Genomic DNA, 18234 nt, shown 5'->3' on the forward strand with positions numbered 1-18234 from the left:
CGTCAATGACGACACCGTGAAGAAGATCGTTGACTTGCTGGAGAAGCAAGCCGCATAAGCAGAAACCCAAGGCGATCGGCCCCGGAAACGGGGCCATTGCTATGTCTGGAGGAAGAATGGCTCAGGGAACGGTTTTCAAGCGATGCGGGTGCACCGAGGTCGTGAACGGCAAGCGCCGACAGCTCGGGCGATCGTGTCCGAAGCTCAAGCGGCCGGACGGCGCGTGGAACCCCCGTCACGGCACGTGGTACTTCGCGCTTCCGGTCGTGGGTGTGGGCGGCAAGCGTAGTCAGATGTTGCGCGGTGGGTTCGAGAGCCGCGACGACGCCCAGGACGCGATGGACGACGTCAAGGCGAAAGCGTCAAAGGGGATCATCGTCAACGACCGCCTGACTGTCGGCGAGTACCTGGACGGCTGGATCAAGGGCAAGACCGACATCAAGCGCAAGACGCGTGCTCTCTACCAAGGTCACATCGACCGCTACTGGACGCCACACCTCGGGCACCTCCGCCTCGGCGATCTTCGGGTGGCACACGTGTCCGCCGTGTTCGACGCGATCAACGAGCGCAACGAGCAGGTGCGAAAAGGACGCCTCAGGAACGTCAAGCACGTCTCTGCGGCGACGATGCAACGCATACGCGCGACGTTGCGCGTGGCGCTCTCAGACGCGCTCAGGGAGGGCCTCGTGTCGGTCAACGTCGCGTCGCTCGTCAAGCTGCCCAGCGGCAAGTCACCCAAGCCGATGGTGTGGACGGTCGAGCGTGAGAAGCGCTGGCGCGACGAGGTGGCCAAGCTGGTCGAGCAGGGCAAGTCGTACAAGCGCGCTCGTGACCTCGTGCCCCCGCCTCAGTCGGTAATGGTGTGGCGTCCTGATCAGCTCGGGGTGTTCCTCGACCACGTGCAGGACCACCGTCTCTTTGCGCTGTGGTTCCTCCTGTCGCATCGCGGTCTGCGTCGTGGGGAAGCCTGCGGGCTGGAATGGCTCGACTGCGCGATGGACGCCACACCCCCATCGGCCACCATCGAACGACAGCGCGTGGTCGTCGAAGGACGAGTAATAGAGGACACGCCGAAGTCCGAGGCCGGCGGCCGCGTCGTCCCGCTGGGCACTGACGGTGTGGAGGTGTTTCGTGCACACCGAGTCGCCCAAAAGAAAGAACGACTCGCGTGGGGTGAGGCATGGGTCGACTCGGGCAAGGTGTTCACGCAAGAGGACGGCTCACCCCTGCACCCGGACTGGGTGTCTGACGAGTTCGAACGACTGATCGAGGAATGCGACCTCCCGCCTGTACGCCTGCACGACCTCAGGCACGGGGCAGCGTCGATCATGCTCGCTGCCAAGGTCGAGATGAAAGTCGTTCAGGAGATCTTGGGTCACGCGAACCTGTCCACGACGGCCAACACGTACACGTCGGTCTATCCCGAGGTGGCCGCCGCAGCAGCCGACGCAGTGGCCGCGTTCGTCCCGCGCGCGAAGAAGACATCATGACAGGCACGCCGGTTATCACACCGTTGTCACACGCCTCTGCGGCGATCGTCCGCGTCGAGGGTGTGGAACGCATCACTGCACGTCGGCACGTGAACTTCGTGGAGCCGACTAGGGGGCTCGAACCCCTGACCTGCTGTTTACAAGACAGCTGCTCTACCAGCTGAGCTAAGTCGGCCTGATCGGGGTCATCCTAGCAACCGCTGCCGGGCCCTCCGGTTTCGTGGATGATCGGCGGAGTGGTGCACGCCACGGTTGCCCCTTTGCAACGACCGGCTTGATCCAGGCGATGGGCCTGCCGGGAGGCCAAATCAAGGAGGTGACGGCCGTATGAACAGCACCCAGCGCGTCCGGGGCCCGGTGACCCGCAGGCGCGGCTGGCACATCCTCGAAGCGCCGGAGGACCCCGGCGTCGAAAAGGCGAACCGGCGGCGCCGGGCGACCGAGCCTCGGCGCCGGGCCTGGCACATCCTGGAAGCGCCCACCGGAGAGCAGCCGGCGCCGGACGCGACCACCGAACTCGGTCCCGCCCTGCCGGACGAGGCGACGGTCAACTTCGTCCTCGACCTGGTCCTGCGCGTCGGCGAGGTGCAGATGGCCAGCGGCGCCGGCGCGTCCGACGTGACCGCGACCATCCTGTCCCTCACCTCCGCCTTCGGTCTCCCGCATTGCGAGGTGGACGTCATCTTCACGTCCATCACCGTCACCTGCCACCGCGGCACCGACGCGAACCCGATCACGGCCCTGCGCGTGGTCCGCTCGCGCAGCCTGGACTACACCCGCCTGTCCCAGACGGAGATGCTGGTCCAGCAGATCCTGCGCGGCCACCTCAGCGCGGAAGAGGCCTACACCGAGCTGCACAAGATCACCACCGCCCCGCACCCGTACCCGCGCTGGTTCGCCACGCTGGCCTGGGGCGGCATGGCCTTCTTCATCACCCTGCTGCTCAGCGGCACCCTCGACGTCGCGGTCGGCGCGCTGATCATCTCGGCCCTCATCGACCGGCTCGGCCGCCTCCTCAACCGCGTCGCGCTGCCGTTCTTCTTCCAGCAGGCCGTCGGCGGGCTGGTCGCGACCGGGCTGGCCACGGTCGCCGTGAACACCGATCTCGTGCCGTCGAGGTTCTCCACGCTGGTCGCCGCCGCGGCGATCACCGTGTTGCTGTCCGGTCTGTCCACGGTGTCCGCGGTGCAGGACGCCATCACCGGTTACAACGTGACCGCCGCGGGCCGCACGATGGAAACCGTCCTGATGTCCGCCGGCCTGATCACCGGTGTCGCGCTCGCGCTGAACATCGCCAAGGCGCTCGGCTTCACCCCGGCCGAACCGGTGCTGCCCGCCCAGACCGCGAACAGCCTGCTGGTCATCGTGCCCGCGGGCGCGGCCGCGGCGGCCTGCTTCGCGATCGCCAGCTACTCGACGCTGCGCTCGATGCTCGTCGCCGCCGCGGCGGGCGCGATCGGCGCGGGCGTGTACGGCGCGCTGGTGATCGTGGGCCAGTTCGACGTCATCACCTCCTCGGCCGTCGCGGCGGTCGTGATCGGCTTCTCGGGTGGCGTGCTGGCCCGCCGTCTGAAGGTGACGCCGCTGGTCGTGGCGGTGTCGGGAATCACCCCCCTGTTGCCGGGTCTGTCCACGTACCGTGGCCTTTATGAACTGGCCACCCAGAGCAACGGCAACCTCTCCACGCTGATCAAAGCCGCGGCGATCGGGCTTGCGCTGGCCGCCGGCGTGGTACTCGGCGAGTACCTCGCGCAGCCGGTCCGCACCGGTCTCGGCCGCCTCGAACGGAAGCTCGCGGGCCCCCGGATGGCGGGTCCGCTGCGGACGACCGAGCGCCGACTGGAGTAGCCGTCCATGAGCCACCGCGCGGTGGATCTTGGCTCGCCGTCGCGAGATAGTGTTCGAGGGGACGACAAGGGAGCATGGCCACGTGAGCGAACCAGGGATCGGCACGGCTTCGGCGGATTTCGTCGTGGTCGCCAACCGGCTGCCCGTCGACCTCGAACGGACGGCCGATGGCAACCAGCGCTGGACCGCGAGCCCGGGTGGCTTGGTGTCGGCGCTGGAGCCGTTCCTGCGTTCGCGCAAGGGCGCCTGGGTCGGCTGGCCGGGCGTGCCCGGTGTGGACGTCGACCCGTTCAGTGACGAGGGCATGGTCCTCTACCCCGTTTCGCTGTCCACCGAAGAGGTCCGCGACTACTACGAGGGCTTCTCCAACGCCACGCTGTGGCCGCTCTACCACGACGTCGTCGCGCCGCCGGTGTTCGACCGCGGCTGGTGGGAGAGCTACGTCCAGGTCAACCGCCGCTTCGCCGAGGCCAGCGCGCAGGTCTCCGCCGAGGGCGCCACGGTGTGGGTGCAGGACTACCAGCTGCAGCTGGTGCCGAGCATGCTCCGCGAGCTGCGCCCCGACCTGCGCATCGGCTTCTTCCTGCACATCCCGTTCCCGCCGGTCGAGTTGTTCATGCAGCTCCCGTGGCGCGCGGAGATCGTGCGCGGCCTGATCGGCGCCGACCTGGTCGGCTTCCACCGGCCGGGTGGCGCGCAGAACTTCCTGTGGCTGGCCCGCACGCTGCTCGGCCTCGAACCGAGCCGCGGCGCGGTCGGCGTGCGGTCCCGGCCGGGCATGATGCAGGTCGGCAACCGCACGGTCCGGGTCGGGGCGTTCCCGATCTCGATCGACGCCGCCGGCCTGGACACGCTCGCCCGTACCAAGGAGGTCGCGGAGCGGGCCGCCCAGATCCGCCGTGACCTGGGCAATCCGAAGACCGTCCTGCTCGGGGTCGACCGCCTGGACTACACCAAGGGCATCGACCTGCGCCTGCAGGCACTGCACGAACTGCTCCAGGAGGGCCGTGTCCAGCCCGAGGACGTCACCTTCGTCCAGCTGGCGACCCCGAGCCGGGAACGCGTCGAGCACTACCAGCGGATGCGCACCGAGATCGAGCAGATGGTGGGCCGGATCAACGGTGAGTTCGCCCGCGTCGGTCATCCGGTGGTGCACTACCTGCACCAGTCGGTGGACCGCAAGGAACTGGCCGCGTTCTACAGTGCGGCCGACGTCATGGTCGTCACCCCACTACGCGATGGGATGAATCTCGTCTGCAAGGAGTACGTCGCGTGCCGCCACGACCTCGGCGGCTCGCTCGTGCTGTCCGAGTTCGCTGGTGCCGCCGCCGAGCTGACCAGCGCGTTTCTCGTCAATCCACACGATCTTGACGGGGTGAAGAACGCGTTGGAGGCGGCCATTACGCTCGACCCTGCCGAGGGCAGACGCCGGATGCGCGCGTTGCGGCGTCAGGTCCTCACCCACGACGTCGACAGGTGGGCACGGTCGTTCCTCGAGGCACTCGGGTCCGAACCGGCCGCCTGAGTGTCCCACCTGCAGCAATACGCTTCTGAGCTCCTTAAGGAGGAGTGGTGACCGCCGAGTCCCTGCCCGCTGAGCTGCGCCGTGCGATCGTGCAGATCGCTCGCACGCCGCGTTTGCTGGTCGCTTGCGACTACGACGGGACCTTGGCTCCGATCGTGACCAACCCGGACGAGGCGCGCCCGCTGCCCGAGTCGGTGGGCGCGCTGCGCTCGCTGGCCGGGCTGCACGAGACGACCACCGCGGTCATCTCCGGCCGCGCGCTGCGCGACCTCGCCATCCTGTCGCGACTGCCGCACGAGGTGCACCTGGTCGGCAGCCACGGTTCCGAATTCGACATCGGCTTCGTGCACGAGCTCGACGCGCAGGCCCGTGACCTGCACCGGCGGGTCGAGCAGGAGCTGGAGCGCATCGCCGGTGGCGTGCCGGGCGTGTCGCTGGAGGTCAAGCCGGCCAGCATCGCCGTGCACGTCCGCCGCGCCGACCGCGAAGCCGCCCGCCGCGTCCTCGACGAGGTCCACAGTGGACCGTGCACGTGGGAGGGTGTGACGACCACCGACGGCAAGGAGGTCGTCGAACTGGCCGTCGTGCAGACCGACAAGGGCCGCGCGCTGGACACCCTGCGCCACCAGGTCGGCGCCACCGCGGCGATCTTCCTCGGTGACGACGTGACCGACGAGAAGGCGTTCGCGCGGCTGTCCGGTCCCGACGTGGGCGTCAAGGTCGGCGACGGTGAGACGCTGGCGGGCTACCGGGTGGCCAGCACCGACGACGTCGCCACGGTTCTCGCGTTCATGCTGGAGGAGCGCCGCAACTGGCTCTACGGCGAGCAGGCGCCGCCGATCGAGCGGCTGTCGATGCTGTCCAACGAGCGCGCGGTCGCCCTGGTGACCCCGGACGCCCGGCTGACCTGGATGTGCCACCCCGGCCCGGACGCGCCCGCGGTGTTCGCCGACCTGCTCGGCGGCGCCAGCGCCGGCCACTTCTCGATCAAGCCGCACCACAACGGCCTGCCGCTGGGCCAGCGGTACCTGCCGAACACGATGACGGTCGAGACCCGCTGGTCGCGGCTGCTGGTGACGGACTACCTGGAGCCGGAGGGCCCGCCGCACCGCACCGACCTGGTGCGCGTGATCTCCGGGACGGCCGCGGCGTCCGTGGTGTTCGCGCCGCGGCCGGAGTTCGGCGGCGTGCCGGTGCGACTGGTGCCGGACGCCGAGGGCCTGCGCGTGCTGGGCACGTCGGAGCCGTTCGTGCTCCGCTCGCCGGGCGTGGCGTGGGAGATCACCTCCGACGGCCTGCACGACACCGCCACGGCACTGGTCCAGCCCACCCAGGACGAGCCGGTCGTGCTCGAACTGCGTTGCGGCACCACGGATCTGTCCGCGCACGAGTTGTCCGAAGTGGAGCGGCGGGCGCGCGCCGGGGCGTACTGGAGCGACTGGGCGACCACGCTGAAGCTGCCGAACGTGGAGTCGGAGCTGGTCGCGCGTTCGGCGCTGACGCTGCGCGGGCTGTGCAACGCCGACACCGGCGCGGTGCTGGCGGCCGCCACGACGTCGCTGCCGGAGGAGATCGGCGGCGTGCGGAACTGGGACTACCGCTACTGCTGGATCCGGGACGCCGCGTTCACCGTGCGGGAGCTGGTCGGGCTGGGCTCGATGGCCGAGGCCGAGGGCTACCTGCGGTGGCTGCACGGCGTGCTGGCGACGCTGGCCGGCCCGGAGCGGCTGCACCCGCTGTACACGATCAACGGCACCCAGCTGGGCGCCGAGGCCGTGATCGACTCGCTGCCCGGGTACGCGGGTTCGCGCCCGGTGCGCGTCGGCAACCTGGCGAACCACCAGGTGCAGCTGGACGTGTTCGGACCGGTCGTCGAGCTGGTGGCCGAGCTGGCGCAGGTGCGTGGCGAGCTGCGGGACGAGGACTGGCAGCTGGTGCGCGCGATGGCCGAGGCCGTGACGCGGCGCTGGTCGGAGCCGGACCACGGCATCTGGGAAGAGCGGCACGTGCCGCGGCACCGGGTGTACTCGCGGGTCATGTGCTGGGTGACGGTGGACCGGGCCATCAAGCTCGGCGAGGTGTACGGGCGTGAGATCCCGGCCGGGTGGCACGACCTGCGCGAGGAGATCGCGAACGACGTGCTGACCCACGGCTGGAACGACGAGGTGCAGGCGTTCACCACGGCCTACGACGGGACGGACCTGGACGCGGCTTCGCTGTTCGTCGGGCTGGCCGGGCTGATCGACCCCTCCGACGAGCGGTTCCAGCACACGGTGACCGCGATCGAGGCCGAGCTGCGCAGCGGTTCCACGGTGTACCGCTACCGCCGCGACGACGGCCTGCCCGGCGGCGAGGGCGGGTTCCACCTGTGCGCCGCGTGGCTGATCGAGGCGTACCTGCTGACCGGCCGCCGCACCGAGGCGGAGGAGCTGTTCGAGCAGCTGGTCGACGCGGCCGGCCCGACGGGGCTGCTGCCGGAGCAGTACGACCCGGTGGCGGAGCGCTCGCTGGGCAACCACCCGCAGGCGTACTCGCACCTGGGCCTGATCCGCTGCGCGAAGCTGCTGTCGGGCGCGTAAGCACGGTTGGACGAAGGCCCCCTCCGGCTGCCGGAGGGGGCCTTCTCTCTTGCCAGGCGGAGCCGGACAGGCTCGGACTGGATGATTCATCCCGCCGCCCTGGCACGGCCCCGCGCCGGGTGCGACGAGCGGATTGCTCGCACGGCGGTCGCCAGCAGCCTGACTGCGACCGAGCCACGCACGATCCCGGCGCCGCCGCCCCGGTCCCCACCCCAGGCGCGGTCCACCGCGCGCCGGGCCACCACCACCGCAGCCTGAGTGCGACGGGACACGGGCGGCCCCGGCACCGCCGCTCCGATTCCCGCCCCAGGCGCACTGGGCCACCGCCACCGATTCGACCTGGCGGATGGTGCGGTCGCAGCTGCCGCGGAACAGGGCTTCAAGCCGGCCGGCTGGTGTATGCGGTGCCGGTGGTGGCCTGCTCCCGCGGTCCCAAGCAGGTCTGCAGCGCCTTCCGGTCGCCATTGTTGCGAGGAGTGCTGGCCATCGAGAGCCGCACCGCCTTGGCACGGCCCCGCGGCGTGAGCGACGAGCGGATTGCTCGCACGGCGGTCGCCAGCAGCCTGACCACGGCCGGGACACGGGCGATTCCGGGGCCGCCGCCAGGCTCCCGCCTCAGGCACGGTTCACCGCATGCATGGCCGCCGCTACAGCAGCCTCACTGCGACCGAGCCACGCGCGATTCCGGCGCCGCCGCCCCGTCGCCGCCGCCCGGCTCCCGCCTCAGGCGTGGTTCGCCGCGTGGAGGGCCGCCGCTACCGAGTCCACCTCCAGCACGCGGATGCCGTCCGGCAGCTTCCCCGGGTCGGGCGGCACCAGGGCGTGCGTGAACCCCAGCCGCGCGGCCTCCGCCAGCCGGCGGCCGGCTCCGGAGACCCGCCGGATCTCCCCCGCCAGCCCGACCTCGCCGACGACCACCAGCCGCGGCGACAGCGCCACATCACGCACCGAGGACCACAACGCCAGGATCACCGCGAGGTCCACCGCCGGCTCGGTCACCTTCATGCCGCCGACCGTCGCCGAGTAGACGTCCCGGTCGCCCAGCCGGATCCCGCCGCGCTTCTCCAGCACGGCGAGGATCATCGCCACCCGCGCCGAGTCCAGCCCGCTCACGGCCCGCCTGGGCTGCGGCGCCCCCGCACTCGACACGAGCGCCTGCACCTCGCACAGCAGCGGCCGCTTGCCCTCGACCGTGACCGTCACCGCGGTGCCCGGCACCGCGTCCTCCCGCCGGTTCAGGAACAGCCCCGACGGGTCCGGCACCCCGGCGATGCCGTCCTCACGCAGCTCGAAGCAGCCGATCTCGTCCGCGGGCCCGAACCGGTTCTTCACCCCGCGCACCATCCGCAGCGTCGAATGCCGGTCGCCCTCGAAGTGCAGCACCACGTCGACCAGGTGCTCCAGCACGCGCGGCCCGGCCACCGAGCCGTCCTTCGTGACGTGCCCCACGAGCACGACCGGCAGCCCGCGCTCCTTCGCCAGCGCCACCAGACCGGCGGTGACCGCACGGACCTGCGTCACACCGCCCGGCGCGCCCTCCACCTGCGGCGAGGCCATCGTCTGCACCGAGTCGACGATCAGCACACCCGGTTTGACGGCGTCGACGTGCCCGAGGATGGCCGAGAGATCGCTTTCCGCGGCCAGGAACACGCGCTCGTGCAGGTTCTTCGTCCGCTCGGCCCGCAGTCGGACCTGCCCCGCGGACTCCTCACCGGTGACGTACAGCGCGGGACCGGACCCGCCGCGGGCCCACTGGTAGGCCACCTCGAGCAGCAGGGTCGACTTGCCGACACCGGGTTCACCCGCCAGCAGCACGACCGCCCCCGGCACGAGCCCACCACCGAGCACGCGATCCAGCTCACCCACACCCGTGGTGCGGGCGCGGGCGGCCTCGATGTCGACCTGGCCGATCGGCCGGGCCGGGGCACTGGGCGCACCGGCGGCCACGCGGGCGATGGCCGGGCGCGCGTCCCCGCGCTCCTCGATCGTGCCCCAGGCCTGGCATTCCGGGCAGCGGCCGACCCACTTGGCGGCCTCGTACCCGCACTCACCGCAGCGGTAGCTCGTGCCCTTCTTGACCATGGTCGGTCACGCTAGCGGGCACCACCGACAGTTCTAGTGACCGCCGGCCTCGTGCGAGGCGCTGGGCTGGCAGCTCAGCTCGACCGTGGGCGCGTGGATCGGCAGCTGCACGGTCACCGGGCCGGCGTCGCGGAAGGTGAAGGTCACCGGGACGGTCTGCCCGGGCCACACGACCTGCTTGATGCCCTGCAGCACGATCTCGGCGTGACCGACGCGGGTCGGCTGGCCGGTGGGGCCCGCCGACGGCGAGGCCGAGGCCGGCGACGTGGGCGAACCCGACGTCGGCGAAGTCGGCGAGGCGGAGCTGGGCTGCTGCACGGACTCGCCCTCGGTGGCCGGGCCGACCAGCAGCTTGCTGCCCGCCACGACGGCCTTCTGGCCCTCGATGGTGGCGCTCGCGGCGTTCGCGCTGCTCACGCTGACCAGCTCGTCGTCGGCGGTGCCGTCGTTGGCGATCACCAGCGTCAGCGGGGCGCTCGACCCGCTCGCGTACGCCTGCTGGCAGTCGTTGCGGTTGACCAGGCCGGCGTCGCGCAGGACGAGCTTGCCCGCCTGCGCCATGGCGCCGTTGACCGCGGGCAGCATGGTGTTGGTCTGGGTGATCTGCCCGGCCCCGCACCCGGCGAGAGCCAGGGCGGCACCCACGGCGACCACGCTCGCGCCGACCACACGACGTTTCTGCAGCCTCACGGTCTCAGTCCCTCCTAGAAGCTATACCGGCCCGATCCTATCTGCGCCGCGAAGCGGCTCCGTTGAGGGTGGTGGTGGGCTGGCGGGAGGGACCTGGCCATGGCCGGAATGCTCGCCACCGAGGGCGCGCGGAGGGGACCATAAACCGTCCACAGTGGATCAATTCGGCAATGTCGACAGGGTTCCCCACCACCTGCATGAGCATGCACTTTATCGGTTTGTCAACCCCCCGGATGGCCCCTGACCTGCGACGACGATCTCGGCCCGCTAGGTGACCCCCCTCGCCGCGTGCTAAGATGGACCCAGCGAAAGGGGCAGAGGACACATGGTTTTCAAGGTCGGAGAGACCGTCGTCTACCCGCACCACGGTGCCGCACTCATCGAAGCGATCGAGACCCGCGTGATCAAGGGCGAGGAGAAGCAGTACCTCGTCCTCAAAGTCGCGCAAGGGGACCTCACGGTTCGCGTGCCCGCTGACAACGCCGAGATCGTCGGTGTGCGGGACGTCGTGGGCCAGGATGGCCTGAACCGGGTCTTCGACGTGCTGCGAGCGCCGCACACCGAGGAGCCCACGAACTGGTCTCGTCGGTACAAGGCCAACCTGGAGAAGCTCGCCTCGGGCGATGTGAACAAGGTGGCCGAAGTGGTGCGCGACCTCTGGCGGCGCGAGAAGGACCGCGGCCTGTCCGCCGGCGAGAAGCGGATGCTGGCCAAGGCCCGGCAGATACTGGTCAGCGAGCTGGCCCTGGCCGAGGGCACCGACGAGGGCAAGGCGGAGACGCTGCTCGACGAGGTCCTGGAAACAGCGGCCGTCTAGAACGCACAGGCTGACCTCGCGAGATGAGCAGGCAAGCGTGCTCATCCGTTACGTGTGCCTGATGAGACACAGCTCGTCCCGCGAAGTGAGACCCCGGCGATGAAGGTCGCGACAGTCCTCATCGCCGACCCCGAGGGGCCGGATCCGTGCGCCCTCGTGCGCGGTGCGCCGGTGTTGCGGCACGCCGTGCGCGGCCTGCTGGAGTCCGGATGTGCGGACCGCCTGGTCGTGGCGGTCCCCGAACCCGTGCTCGGGGAATGTGAAGTGATCATACGGGCCGTACCCGGCGCCGGTTCCCGGTGCCGGGTACTGGTCTGTGGTCCTGATCGCGCCGAAACCGTCCGGGCGGCTCTCGAGGCCGCCGGGGATTCCGACGTCGTCCTGGTGCACGACGTCGCGCGTCCGTTCGTGCCGCCCGCCACCGTCCGCGCGGTGGCCGAGGCCGTGTTCGCCGGGGCAGAGGCGATCATCCCGGTCCTACCCGTCACCGACACCGTCAAACACGTCTCCGGTGACCTCGTCGACGGCACCTCGGACCGGGACCGGCTGCGCGTCGTGCAGACCCCCGTCGGCTACCGGCCCGACGTGCTCGGCAAGCTCTGCGCGCGCGGCGCGGACCCGCTGTCGGACCTGCCCGGTAGCGTGCGGACGGTGGCCGGGCACCCCACCGCGCTCCGGCTCACCACGGCCTTCGACGTGGCCGTCGCGGAAGCACTACTCGAGGAGCAGGGTTGAGGGTCGGGACCGGGGTCGACGTCCATCCGATCGAAGCGGGCCGCGAGTGCTGGATCGCCGGGCTGCGCTGGGACGGCGTCGACGGCTGCGCCGGGCACTCCGACGGCGACGTGGCCGCCCACGCGCTGTGTGACGCGATGCTGTCCGCGGCCGGGCTCGGCGATCTGGGCGCGGTGTTCGGCACCAGCGACCCGCGCTGGGCGGGCGCGCACGGCGCCGAGTTCGTGGCCGAGGCGCGGCGGCTGGTCGAGGCCAGGGGCTGGCGGCTGGGCAACGCGTCGGTGCAGGTCATCGGCAACGCGCCGCGCATCGGCACCCGCCGCGAGGAGGCCCAGGAGGTGCTGAGCAAGGCCGCGGGCGGCGCGGTCAGTGTCAGCGGCACCACCACCGACGGGCTCGGGCTGACCGGCCGCGGCGAGGGCATCGCGGCGGTCGCCACCGCGCTGCTGCTGCCGGCCGACTAAGTCACACGGATCGGGGCGCCCGCGCCGGTAGCCTGTGGTCTGTGACGATTCAGGCGGTGATGTTCGACTTCTCCGGCACCCTCTTCCGGCTCGAGCAGAACTCCAGCTGGCTCTCCGACCTCACCACCCCCGACGGCGCCCCGCTCGACGTCGAGGCGCAGACCGAGCTGATGCGCCGCATGACCGCCCCGACCGGGCAGGTCGTCGAGCTGTCCGAGGAGTACCAGTACGCGTGGGAGAACCGGGACCTCGACCCTGCCCTGCACCGCAAGATCTACCTCGAGGTGCTGCGCAAGTCCGGCGTCGGGAAGGCCGACCAGGCGGAGGCGCTGTACAACCGCCTGATCGATCCCGCGGAGTGGACGCCGTACCCGGACACCGAGGCGGCGCTGAAGGACACCGCGGCCAAGGGCGTCAAGGTCGGCGTGCTGAGCAACATCGCCTTCGACATCCGGCCCGCGTTCGCCATGCGCGGCTACGAGGACTTCGTCGACGAGTTCGTCCTCTCCTTCGAGGAGGGGTTCATCAAGCCGCAGCCCGAGATCTTCCGGCTGCTCGTCGACCGGCTCGGGGTCGCGCCGGAGCACACGCTGATGGTCGGCGACAGCGAGGAGGCCGACGGCGGGGCGAAGGTGCTCGGCTGCGCGTTCGCCCTCGTGGACCCGCTGCCGACCGCCGAGCGCCCGGACGGCCTGCTCACGGCCCTGCGCACGCACGGGGTGCTCTGAGCGACGCCGAGGTGACCCGTACCATTTCAGGGTGGCCCTACACCTATACGACACCGCGACCAGGAGCGTGCGGGAGTTCCACCCCGCCCGTAGCGGAACGGCGTCCATGTACGTGTGTGGGGCGACCGTGCAGGGCATCCCGCACATCGGGCACGTCCGCGGCGCCCTGAACTACGACGTCCTGCGCCGCTGGCTGATCCACAGTGGACTGGACGTGCTGTTCGTGCGCAACGTCACGGACATCGACGACAAGATCCTCACCAAGGCCGCCGACGCCGGACGGCCGTGGTGGGAGTGGGCCGCGACGCACGAACGGGCGTTCGAGGAGGCCTACACGGTCCTGGGCTGCCTGCCGCCGTCCATCGCACCGCGCGCCACCGGGCACGTCACGCAGATGGTGGAGCTGATGCAGCGCCTCATCGACGCCGGGCACGCCTACGCGGCCGGTGGCGACGTGTACTTCGCCGTGTCCACGTTCCCCGAGTACGGCGCGCTGTCCCGGCAGAAGCTGGACGAGGTGCAACAGGGCGAGACGCTGGCCGAGGGCAAGCGCGACCCGCGGGACTTCACGCTGTGGAAGAGCGCGAAGCCGGGTGAGCCGTCGTGGCCGACGCCGTGGGGCGACGGGCGGCCGGGCTGGCACCTGGAGTGCTCGGCGATGGCGACCACCTACCTCGGGTCCGAGTTCGACATCCACGGCGGCGGCGTCGACCTGGTGTTCCCGCACCACGAGAACGAGCGCGCCCAGTCGCAGGCGGCCGGTGACCCGTTCGCGCGGTTCTGGCTGCACAACGCGTGGGTGACGCTGTCCGGCGAGAAGATGTCGAAGTCGCTGGGCAACGTGGTCTCGATCGAGGCGATGCTGCAGAACTACCGGGCCGCCGAGCTGCGGTACTACCTGGTGCAGCCGCACTACCGGTCGACGATCGAGTACTCCGACGGCGCGCTGTCCGAGGCCGCGCAGGGCTACCGGCGGATCGAAGGGTTCCTGCGCCGCGCGGCGCAGCGGACGGGGCCGGTCGAGCCGGGTGAGCTGGCGCCCGAGTTCGTCACCGCGATGGACGACGATCTGTCCACGCCCGCGGCGGTCGCGGCCGTGCACAACCTGGTGCGCGAGGGTAACGCGGCGCTGGACTCGGGCGATGACGCCAAGGCGCGCGCGGCCGCCGGCTCGGTGCGCGCGATGATGGGTGTGCTCGGGCTGGACCCGCTGGCACCGGAATGGGCGGAGAGCTCGGCGGCGGAGACGCCGGCGAGGGCCGCACTGGCCGAGTTGGTCGAGGCGATGCTCGTGGAGCGCCAGGAGGCGCGCGCCACGCGTGACTTCGCCCGGGCCGACGCCGTGCGCGACCGCCTGCTCCAGGCGGGGATCACGGTCGAAGATACTCCCGATGGTCCGGTGTGGACCGTGAAAGAAGCTTAAATGGCAGGCAATTCCAAGCGCCGGGGTGCGGTTCGCAAGTCCGGCACCAAGAAGGGCGCGGTCGTCGGCTCCGGCGGTCAGCGTCGCCGTGGGCTCGAGGGCAAGGGCCCGACGCCGCGGGCGGAGATGCGTCCGGGGCACCCGGCGCAGAAGCGTGCGGCGGCGGCCGCGGCGCGGGCGGAGAAGAGCCGCGACCGTCGCGAAGGGCCGGAGATCATCGCGGGCCGCAACCCGGTGGTCGAGGCACTGCGGGCGGGCGTGCCGGGCACGACGCTGTTCGTGGCGCTGAACATCGACGCCGACGACCGGGTGACCGAGGCGGTGCGGCTGGCGGCGGACAAGGGCATCTCGATCCTGGAGATCCCGCGCGAGGAGCTGGACCGCAAGACCAACCGCGCGGTGCACCAGGGGCTCGGGCTGCAGGTGCCGCCGTTCGAGTACAGCCACCCGGACGACCTGCTGGCGATCGCGAAGAACTCGGGTGAGCCGCCGTTGCTGGTGGCGCTCGATGGTGTGACCGACCCGCGGAACCTGGGGGCGGTGGTGCGGTCGGCGGCGGCGTTCGGGGCGCACGGGGTGCTGCTGCCGCAGCGCCGCAGCGCGGGCATCACGGCCGTCGCGTGGCGGACGAGTGCCGGCACCGCGGCGAAGATGCCGATCGCGATCGCGACCAACCTGACGCGGCAGCTGAAGCTGTGGGCGGAGGAGGGGCTGATGATCGCGGGCCTGGACGCCGACGGCTCGGTGGGCATCGACGACCTGTCGCTGGCGACGGACCCGCTGGTGGTCGTGGTGGGCTCCGAGGGCCGCGGCCTGTCCCGCCTGGTACGAGAAACCTGCGACGAGACGGTGTCCATCCCGATGGCCGCCGGGGTGGAGTCGCTGAACGCCTCCGTCGCGGCCGCGGTGCTGCTGGCAGAGGTAGCAAGACGCCGCCGCGTGACGGGCCGCGTCTGAGCGGTGCCCGCCGCGGGCCGCAAGGCTGGCGGCGGTCGTCAAGCGCCGCCGCGTCACGGGCCACGCCTGACGCACGCCCCGTCCCCGGCCGCGGTGTCCCCGATCGCGGCCGCCACGTGGAGTGCCCCCGCGGCGGCCGCAAGGCTGGCGGCGGCACCGCTGAGCGGTGCCGCCGCAGCTGTCGCAGGGCCACCGATCCCCACCACCGTCGGTGGTTTCAGGGTGCGCCGTTGCCGGCGCAGCCGCGCCGTGTGCACGGCCCCGGCTGCCGCTCCTCGCCGTCGGAGGGGAACTTCACACGCCCCCTCGCGAAGCGGTGAGTTTCACTCCTTCGGGCCAACCTCGTCGGTTAAGGTCAGTGCGCTGATCCGGTTGCACAGGGGGACCCCAGGTCGATGTCGTTCGCTTCACCGCTGTTCCTCTGGTACTTCCTGCCGGCGACGCTGCTCGCCGTGCTGGTGCTGCCGAGGAGCTGGCGGAACGGCATCATCGCGGTCGCCAGCCTGATCTTCTACGCCAGCGGCGCGGGCGCGTTCACCCTCCTGCTGCTGGCCTGCATGGTGGTCAACTTCGCGGCGGGCACCGCCCTCGAACCGAACGCGTGGGAACCCCGCTCGAGCCGCAAACGCTTGCTGCTGATCGCGGTCATCTGCTTCGACGTCGGCATCCTGGTGGTCTGGAAGTACGCCGGGTTCGCCACGCAGCAGATCGACTACTTCACCCAGCTCTTCGGCGGTTCGTTCCCGGTGGCGCAGCTCGCGTTGCCGATCGGCATCTCGTTCTTCACGTTCCACCACATCTCCTACGTCGTCGACATCTACCGCGGGGAACGGCGGGCGCTGCGGAACCCGGTGTCGTTCGTGACCTACATCGCGATGTTCCCGCAGCTCGTCGCCGGGCCGATCGTGCGGTACCGGGAGATCGCGGACCAGCTGCCGCAGCAGCGGTCGCACCGGCTGGACGACATCGCCGCCGGCTTCCCGCGGTTCGCGCTCGGTCTGTGCAAGAAGGCGATCATCGCGGACTCGCTGAGCCCGATGGTCGAGGCGTGCTTCGCGACCTCCGCCGAGGACATGACGTTCGCGATCGCGTGGCTCGGCGCGGTCGGGTACACGCTGCAGCTGTACTTCGACTTCTCCGGCTACTCCGACATGGCGATCGGGCTGGGCCGGATGCTCGGGTTCCGGCTGCCGGAGAACTTCGCGCGGCCGTACTCGTCGGTGACGGTGACGGAGTTCTGGCGGCGCTGGCACATGTCGCTGAGCCGCTGGTTCCGCGACTACGTCTACATCCCGCTCGGCGGCAACCGCGCCGGCGCGGCGAAGACGTACCGGAACCTGTGCATCGTGTTCGTGCTGACGGGCTTCTGGCACGGCGCGAACTGGACGTTCGTGGTGTGGGGCTGCTACCACGGGCTGCTGCTGATCATCGAGCGCCGGTTCGGCTGGGACCGGACGCCGCCGGCGGTGGCGGCGCGGGTCGGACGGCGGATCCTGACGCTGGTGCTCGTGGTGTTCGGGTGGGTGTTCTTCAAGTCCGCCGACATCGGGCACGCGTTCACCATGATCGGCCACATGCTGGTCCCCGATTTCGACGGCCTGACGGACGTCGTCGAGGCGGCGCTGACGAACCAGCGGGTGGTCATCCTGATCGCGGCGCTGGCGATCTTCGCGCTGCCGGCCCACCCGGTGACCGGCCCGCTGCTGGAGTCCGCCCGAACCCGCGGCGCCGTGGGGCTGCGCATCGGCGTGATGACGGTGGGCGCACTGTACGCGGCGATCCTGGTGGCGAACGGGACGTTCAGCCCGTTCCTGTACTACCAGTTCTGACTGGCGCGCACTTGCTCGAGAGCGCTCCGGTACTCGTGCACGCCGAATCGGCCACGGCTTGACCAGTGCTGCTTCTCCGGGGCAACGCCACGTTGCCCAGTAACACCGGTGCTAAGGGATGTCTCGTAACCCGGTGCCGGGCTAGCTGATCCGGTAGTTGATCATGATGCTGTGGTGCGGGTGATCACAGCGTCGCGGCCGGAGTGGATTGGCCCGTTCACCGGGCTGGAGCCGGCCCAGTTCCGCACGCTCGTGCGGCTGGTCTCCAAGCGAGGCGGGGACGGAATCGCGGACGGCCGACCAGGCCGACAGTGGGCGTTGCCGCTGGCCGACCGCGTTCTGCTGGTGGCGACCTACTGGCGGACGAACCTGACGATGCGCCAGATCGGGCCGCTGTTCGGCGTGTCGCATTCCGCGGCTCATCGGGTGATCGACACGGTCGGACCGCTGCTGGCGCTGGCCCCGGTCCGCAAACGCCGGATCGATGCGGTCGCGATCGTGGACGGCACCCTCGTCCCGACCCGCGATCACCGGCTGGCCACGCCGTCGAAGAACTACCGGTACTCCACCAACGTGCAGGTCGCGATCGACCCCGAGACCCGGCTGGTGATCGCCACCGGCGACCCGCAACCAGGCAGCCGCAACGACTGCACTGCCTACCGCGACTCCGGCATCGCCGAGCAACTCGCCGACCGGCCGATCATTGCCGATGGCGGCTACCAAGGAAACCCCGAGGTCGTCATGCCCTACCGCAAACCCCGCGACGGCAGCGACCTCCCGCACTGGAAGGAACATCTCAACACCGTCCACCGCAAGGTCCGCGCCCGCGTCGAACATGTCCTTTCCCGGATAAAGAACTTCAAAATCCTGCGAGACTACCGCCGCGCCGCAAGCACGCTCGCCGACACCGTCTCCGGAATCGCGAACCTCCACAACATCATCCTCACAGCCTGACCCAACCACTAGCCCCACCAACCACAACACCAGTTACGAGACAGCCCTTAGGGGATGCCGTGCCCGAGCGGATCATGTTCGTGCAGCTGAAGACCGGCTTCCACACCCCTGCC

Annotated in this window: 14 protein-coding genes and 1 tRNA gene; 12 read left to right on the top strand and 3 right to left on the bottom strand. The window is 70.6% G+C overall.

What is annotated here, in order from left to right; translation table 11 throughout:
• Positions 1 to 161 precede the first annotated feature (161 nt).
• The gene (locus tag L1857_RS34575; protein WP_162831066.1) at positions 162 to 1490 is read left to right on the top strand and encodes a site-specific integrase; all 1329 of its coding nucleotides are present in this window, start codon (positions 162 to 164) and stop codon (positions 1488 to 1490) included.
• Positions 1491 to 1589: 99 nt separating this feature from the next.
• On the opposite strand, the gene L1857_RS34580 is transcribed toward L1857_RS34575, so the two are convergent.
• Positions 1590 to 1665, bottom strand: a tRNA-Thr gene (locus tag L1857_RS34580).
• A 152-nt stretch (positions 1666 to 1817) separates the two neighbouring features.
• On the opposite strand from L1857_RS34580, the gene L1857_RS34585 reads away from it, so the two are divergent.
• The 3 genes from L1857_RS34585 (at position 1818) to otsB (ending at position 7442) form a co-directional block, all read left to right on the top strand.
• The gene (locus tag L1857_RS34585; RefSeq protein ID WP_094005687.1) at positions 1818 to 3338 is read left to right on the top strand and encodes a threonine/serine exporter family protein; all 1521 of its coding nucleotides are present in this window, start codon (positions 1818 to 1820) and stop codon (positions 3336 to 3338) included.
• A gap of 82 nt (positions 3339 to 3420) precedes the next feature.
• Positions 3421 to 4863: an alpha,alpha-trehalose-phosphate synthase (UDP-forming) gene (locus tag L1857_RS34590; protein ID WP_017985373.1), complete on the top strand. Its 1443-nt coding sequence runs from the start codon at positions 3421 to 3423 to the stop codon at positions 4861 to 4863.
• A 47-nt stretch (positions 4864 to 4910) separates the two neighbouring features.
• Complete coding sequence (gene otsB, locus L1857_RS34595) at positions 4911 to 7442, top strand: trehalose-phosphatase (RefSeq protein ID WP_162831067.1); 2532 nt, start codon at positions 4911 to 4913, stop codon at positions 7440 to 7442.
• 723 nt (positions 7443 to 8165) lie between these two features.
• Here otsB and radA read toward each other — a convergent pair.
• Positions 8166 to 9524, bottom strand: a complete 1359-nt coding sequence (radA, locus tag L1857_RS34600) for a DNA repair protein RadA (protein ID WP_249467306.1) — start codon at positions 9522 to 9524, stop codon at positions 8166 to 8168.
• Between the two features lie 33 nt (positions 9525 to 9557).
• The gene (locus tag L1857_RS34605) at positions 9558 to 10214 is read right to left on the bottom strand and encodes a copper chaperone PCu(A)C domain-containing protein (RefSeq protein WP_240323206.1); all 657 of its coding nucleotides are present in this window, start codon (positions 10212 to 10214) and stop codon (positions 9558 to 9560) included.
• 325 nt (positions 10215 to 10539) lie between these two features.
• Between L1857_RS34605 and L1857_RS34610 the strand changes: the two genes are divergently transcribed.
• The 8 genes from L1857_RS34610 (at position 10540) to L1857_RS34645 (ending at position 18121) form a co-directional block, all read left to right on the top strand.
• Complete coding sequence (locus L1857_RS34610; protein WP_020417039.1) at positions 10540 to 11031, top strand: CarD family transcriptional regulator; 492 nt, start codon at positions 10540 to 10542, stop codon at positions 11029 to 11031.
• Positions 11032 to 11130: 99 nt separating this feature from the next.
• The gene (locus L1857_RS34615) at positions 11131 to 11766 is read left to right on the top strand and encodes an IspD/TarI family cytidylyltransferase (protein WP_116110910.1); all 636 of its coding nucleotides are present in this window, start codon (positions 11131 to 11133) and stop codon (positions 11764 to 11766) included.
• The gene (gene ispF, locus L1857_RS34620) at positions 11763 to 12230 is read left to right on the top strand and encodes a 2-C-methyl-D-erythritol 2,4-cyclodiphosphate synthase (protein ID WP_249467308.1); all 468 of its coding nucleotides are present in this window, start codon (positions 11763 to 11765) and stop codon (positions 12228 to 12230) included. The genes L1857_RS34615 and ispF overlap by 4 nt, the downstream gene beginning before the upstream one ends.
• Before the next feature lie 41 nt (positions 12231 to 12271).
• On the top strand, positions 12272 to 12958 hold the full coding sequence (locus L1857_RS34625) for an HAD family hydrolase (protein ID WP_116110912.1): 687 nt from the start codon (positions 12272 to 12274) through the stop codon (positions 12956 to 12958).
• Between the two features lie 31 nt (positions 12959 to 12989).
• Positions 12990 to 14381: a cysteine--tRNA ligase gene (gene cysS / locus L1857_RS34630; protein WP_116110913.1), complete on the top strand. Its 1392-nt coding sequence runs from the start codon at positions 12990 to 12992 to the stop codon at positions 14379 to 14381.
• Positions 14382 to 15338, top strand: a complete 957-nt coding sequence (rlmB, locus tag L1857_RS34635) for a 23S rRNA (guanosine(2251)-2'-O)-methyltransferase RlmB (RefSeq protein ID WP_094005679.1) — start codon at positions 14382 to 14384, stop codon at positions 15336 to 15338.
• Between the two features lie 395 nt (positions 15339 to 15733).
• Positions 15734 to 17167: an MBOAT family O-acyltransferase gene (locus L1857_RS34640; protein WP_094005678.1), complete on the top strand. Its 1434-nt coding sequence runs from the start codon at positions 15734 to 15736 to the stop codon at positions 17165 to 17167.
• Positions 17168 to 17341: 174 nt separating this feature from the next.
• On the top strand, positions 17342 to 18121 hold the full coding sequence (locus L1857_RS34645) for a transposase family protein (protein WP_249467543.1): 780 nt from the start codon (positions 17342 to 17344) through the stop codon (positions 18119 to 18121).
• Positions 18122 to 18234: the final 113 nt, after the last annotated feature.

Origin of the sequence: Amycolatopsis thermalba (assembly GCF_023376025.1) — a bacterium.
Taxonomy (GTDB): Bacteria; Actinomycetota; Actinomycetes; order Mycobacteriales; family Pseudonocardiaceae; genus Amycolatopsis_E; species Amycolatopsis_E thermalba.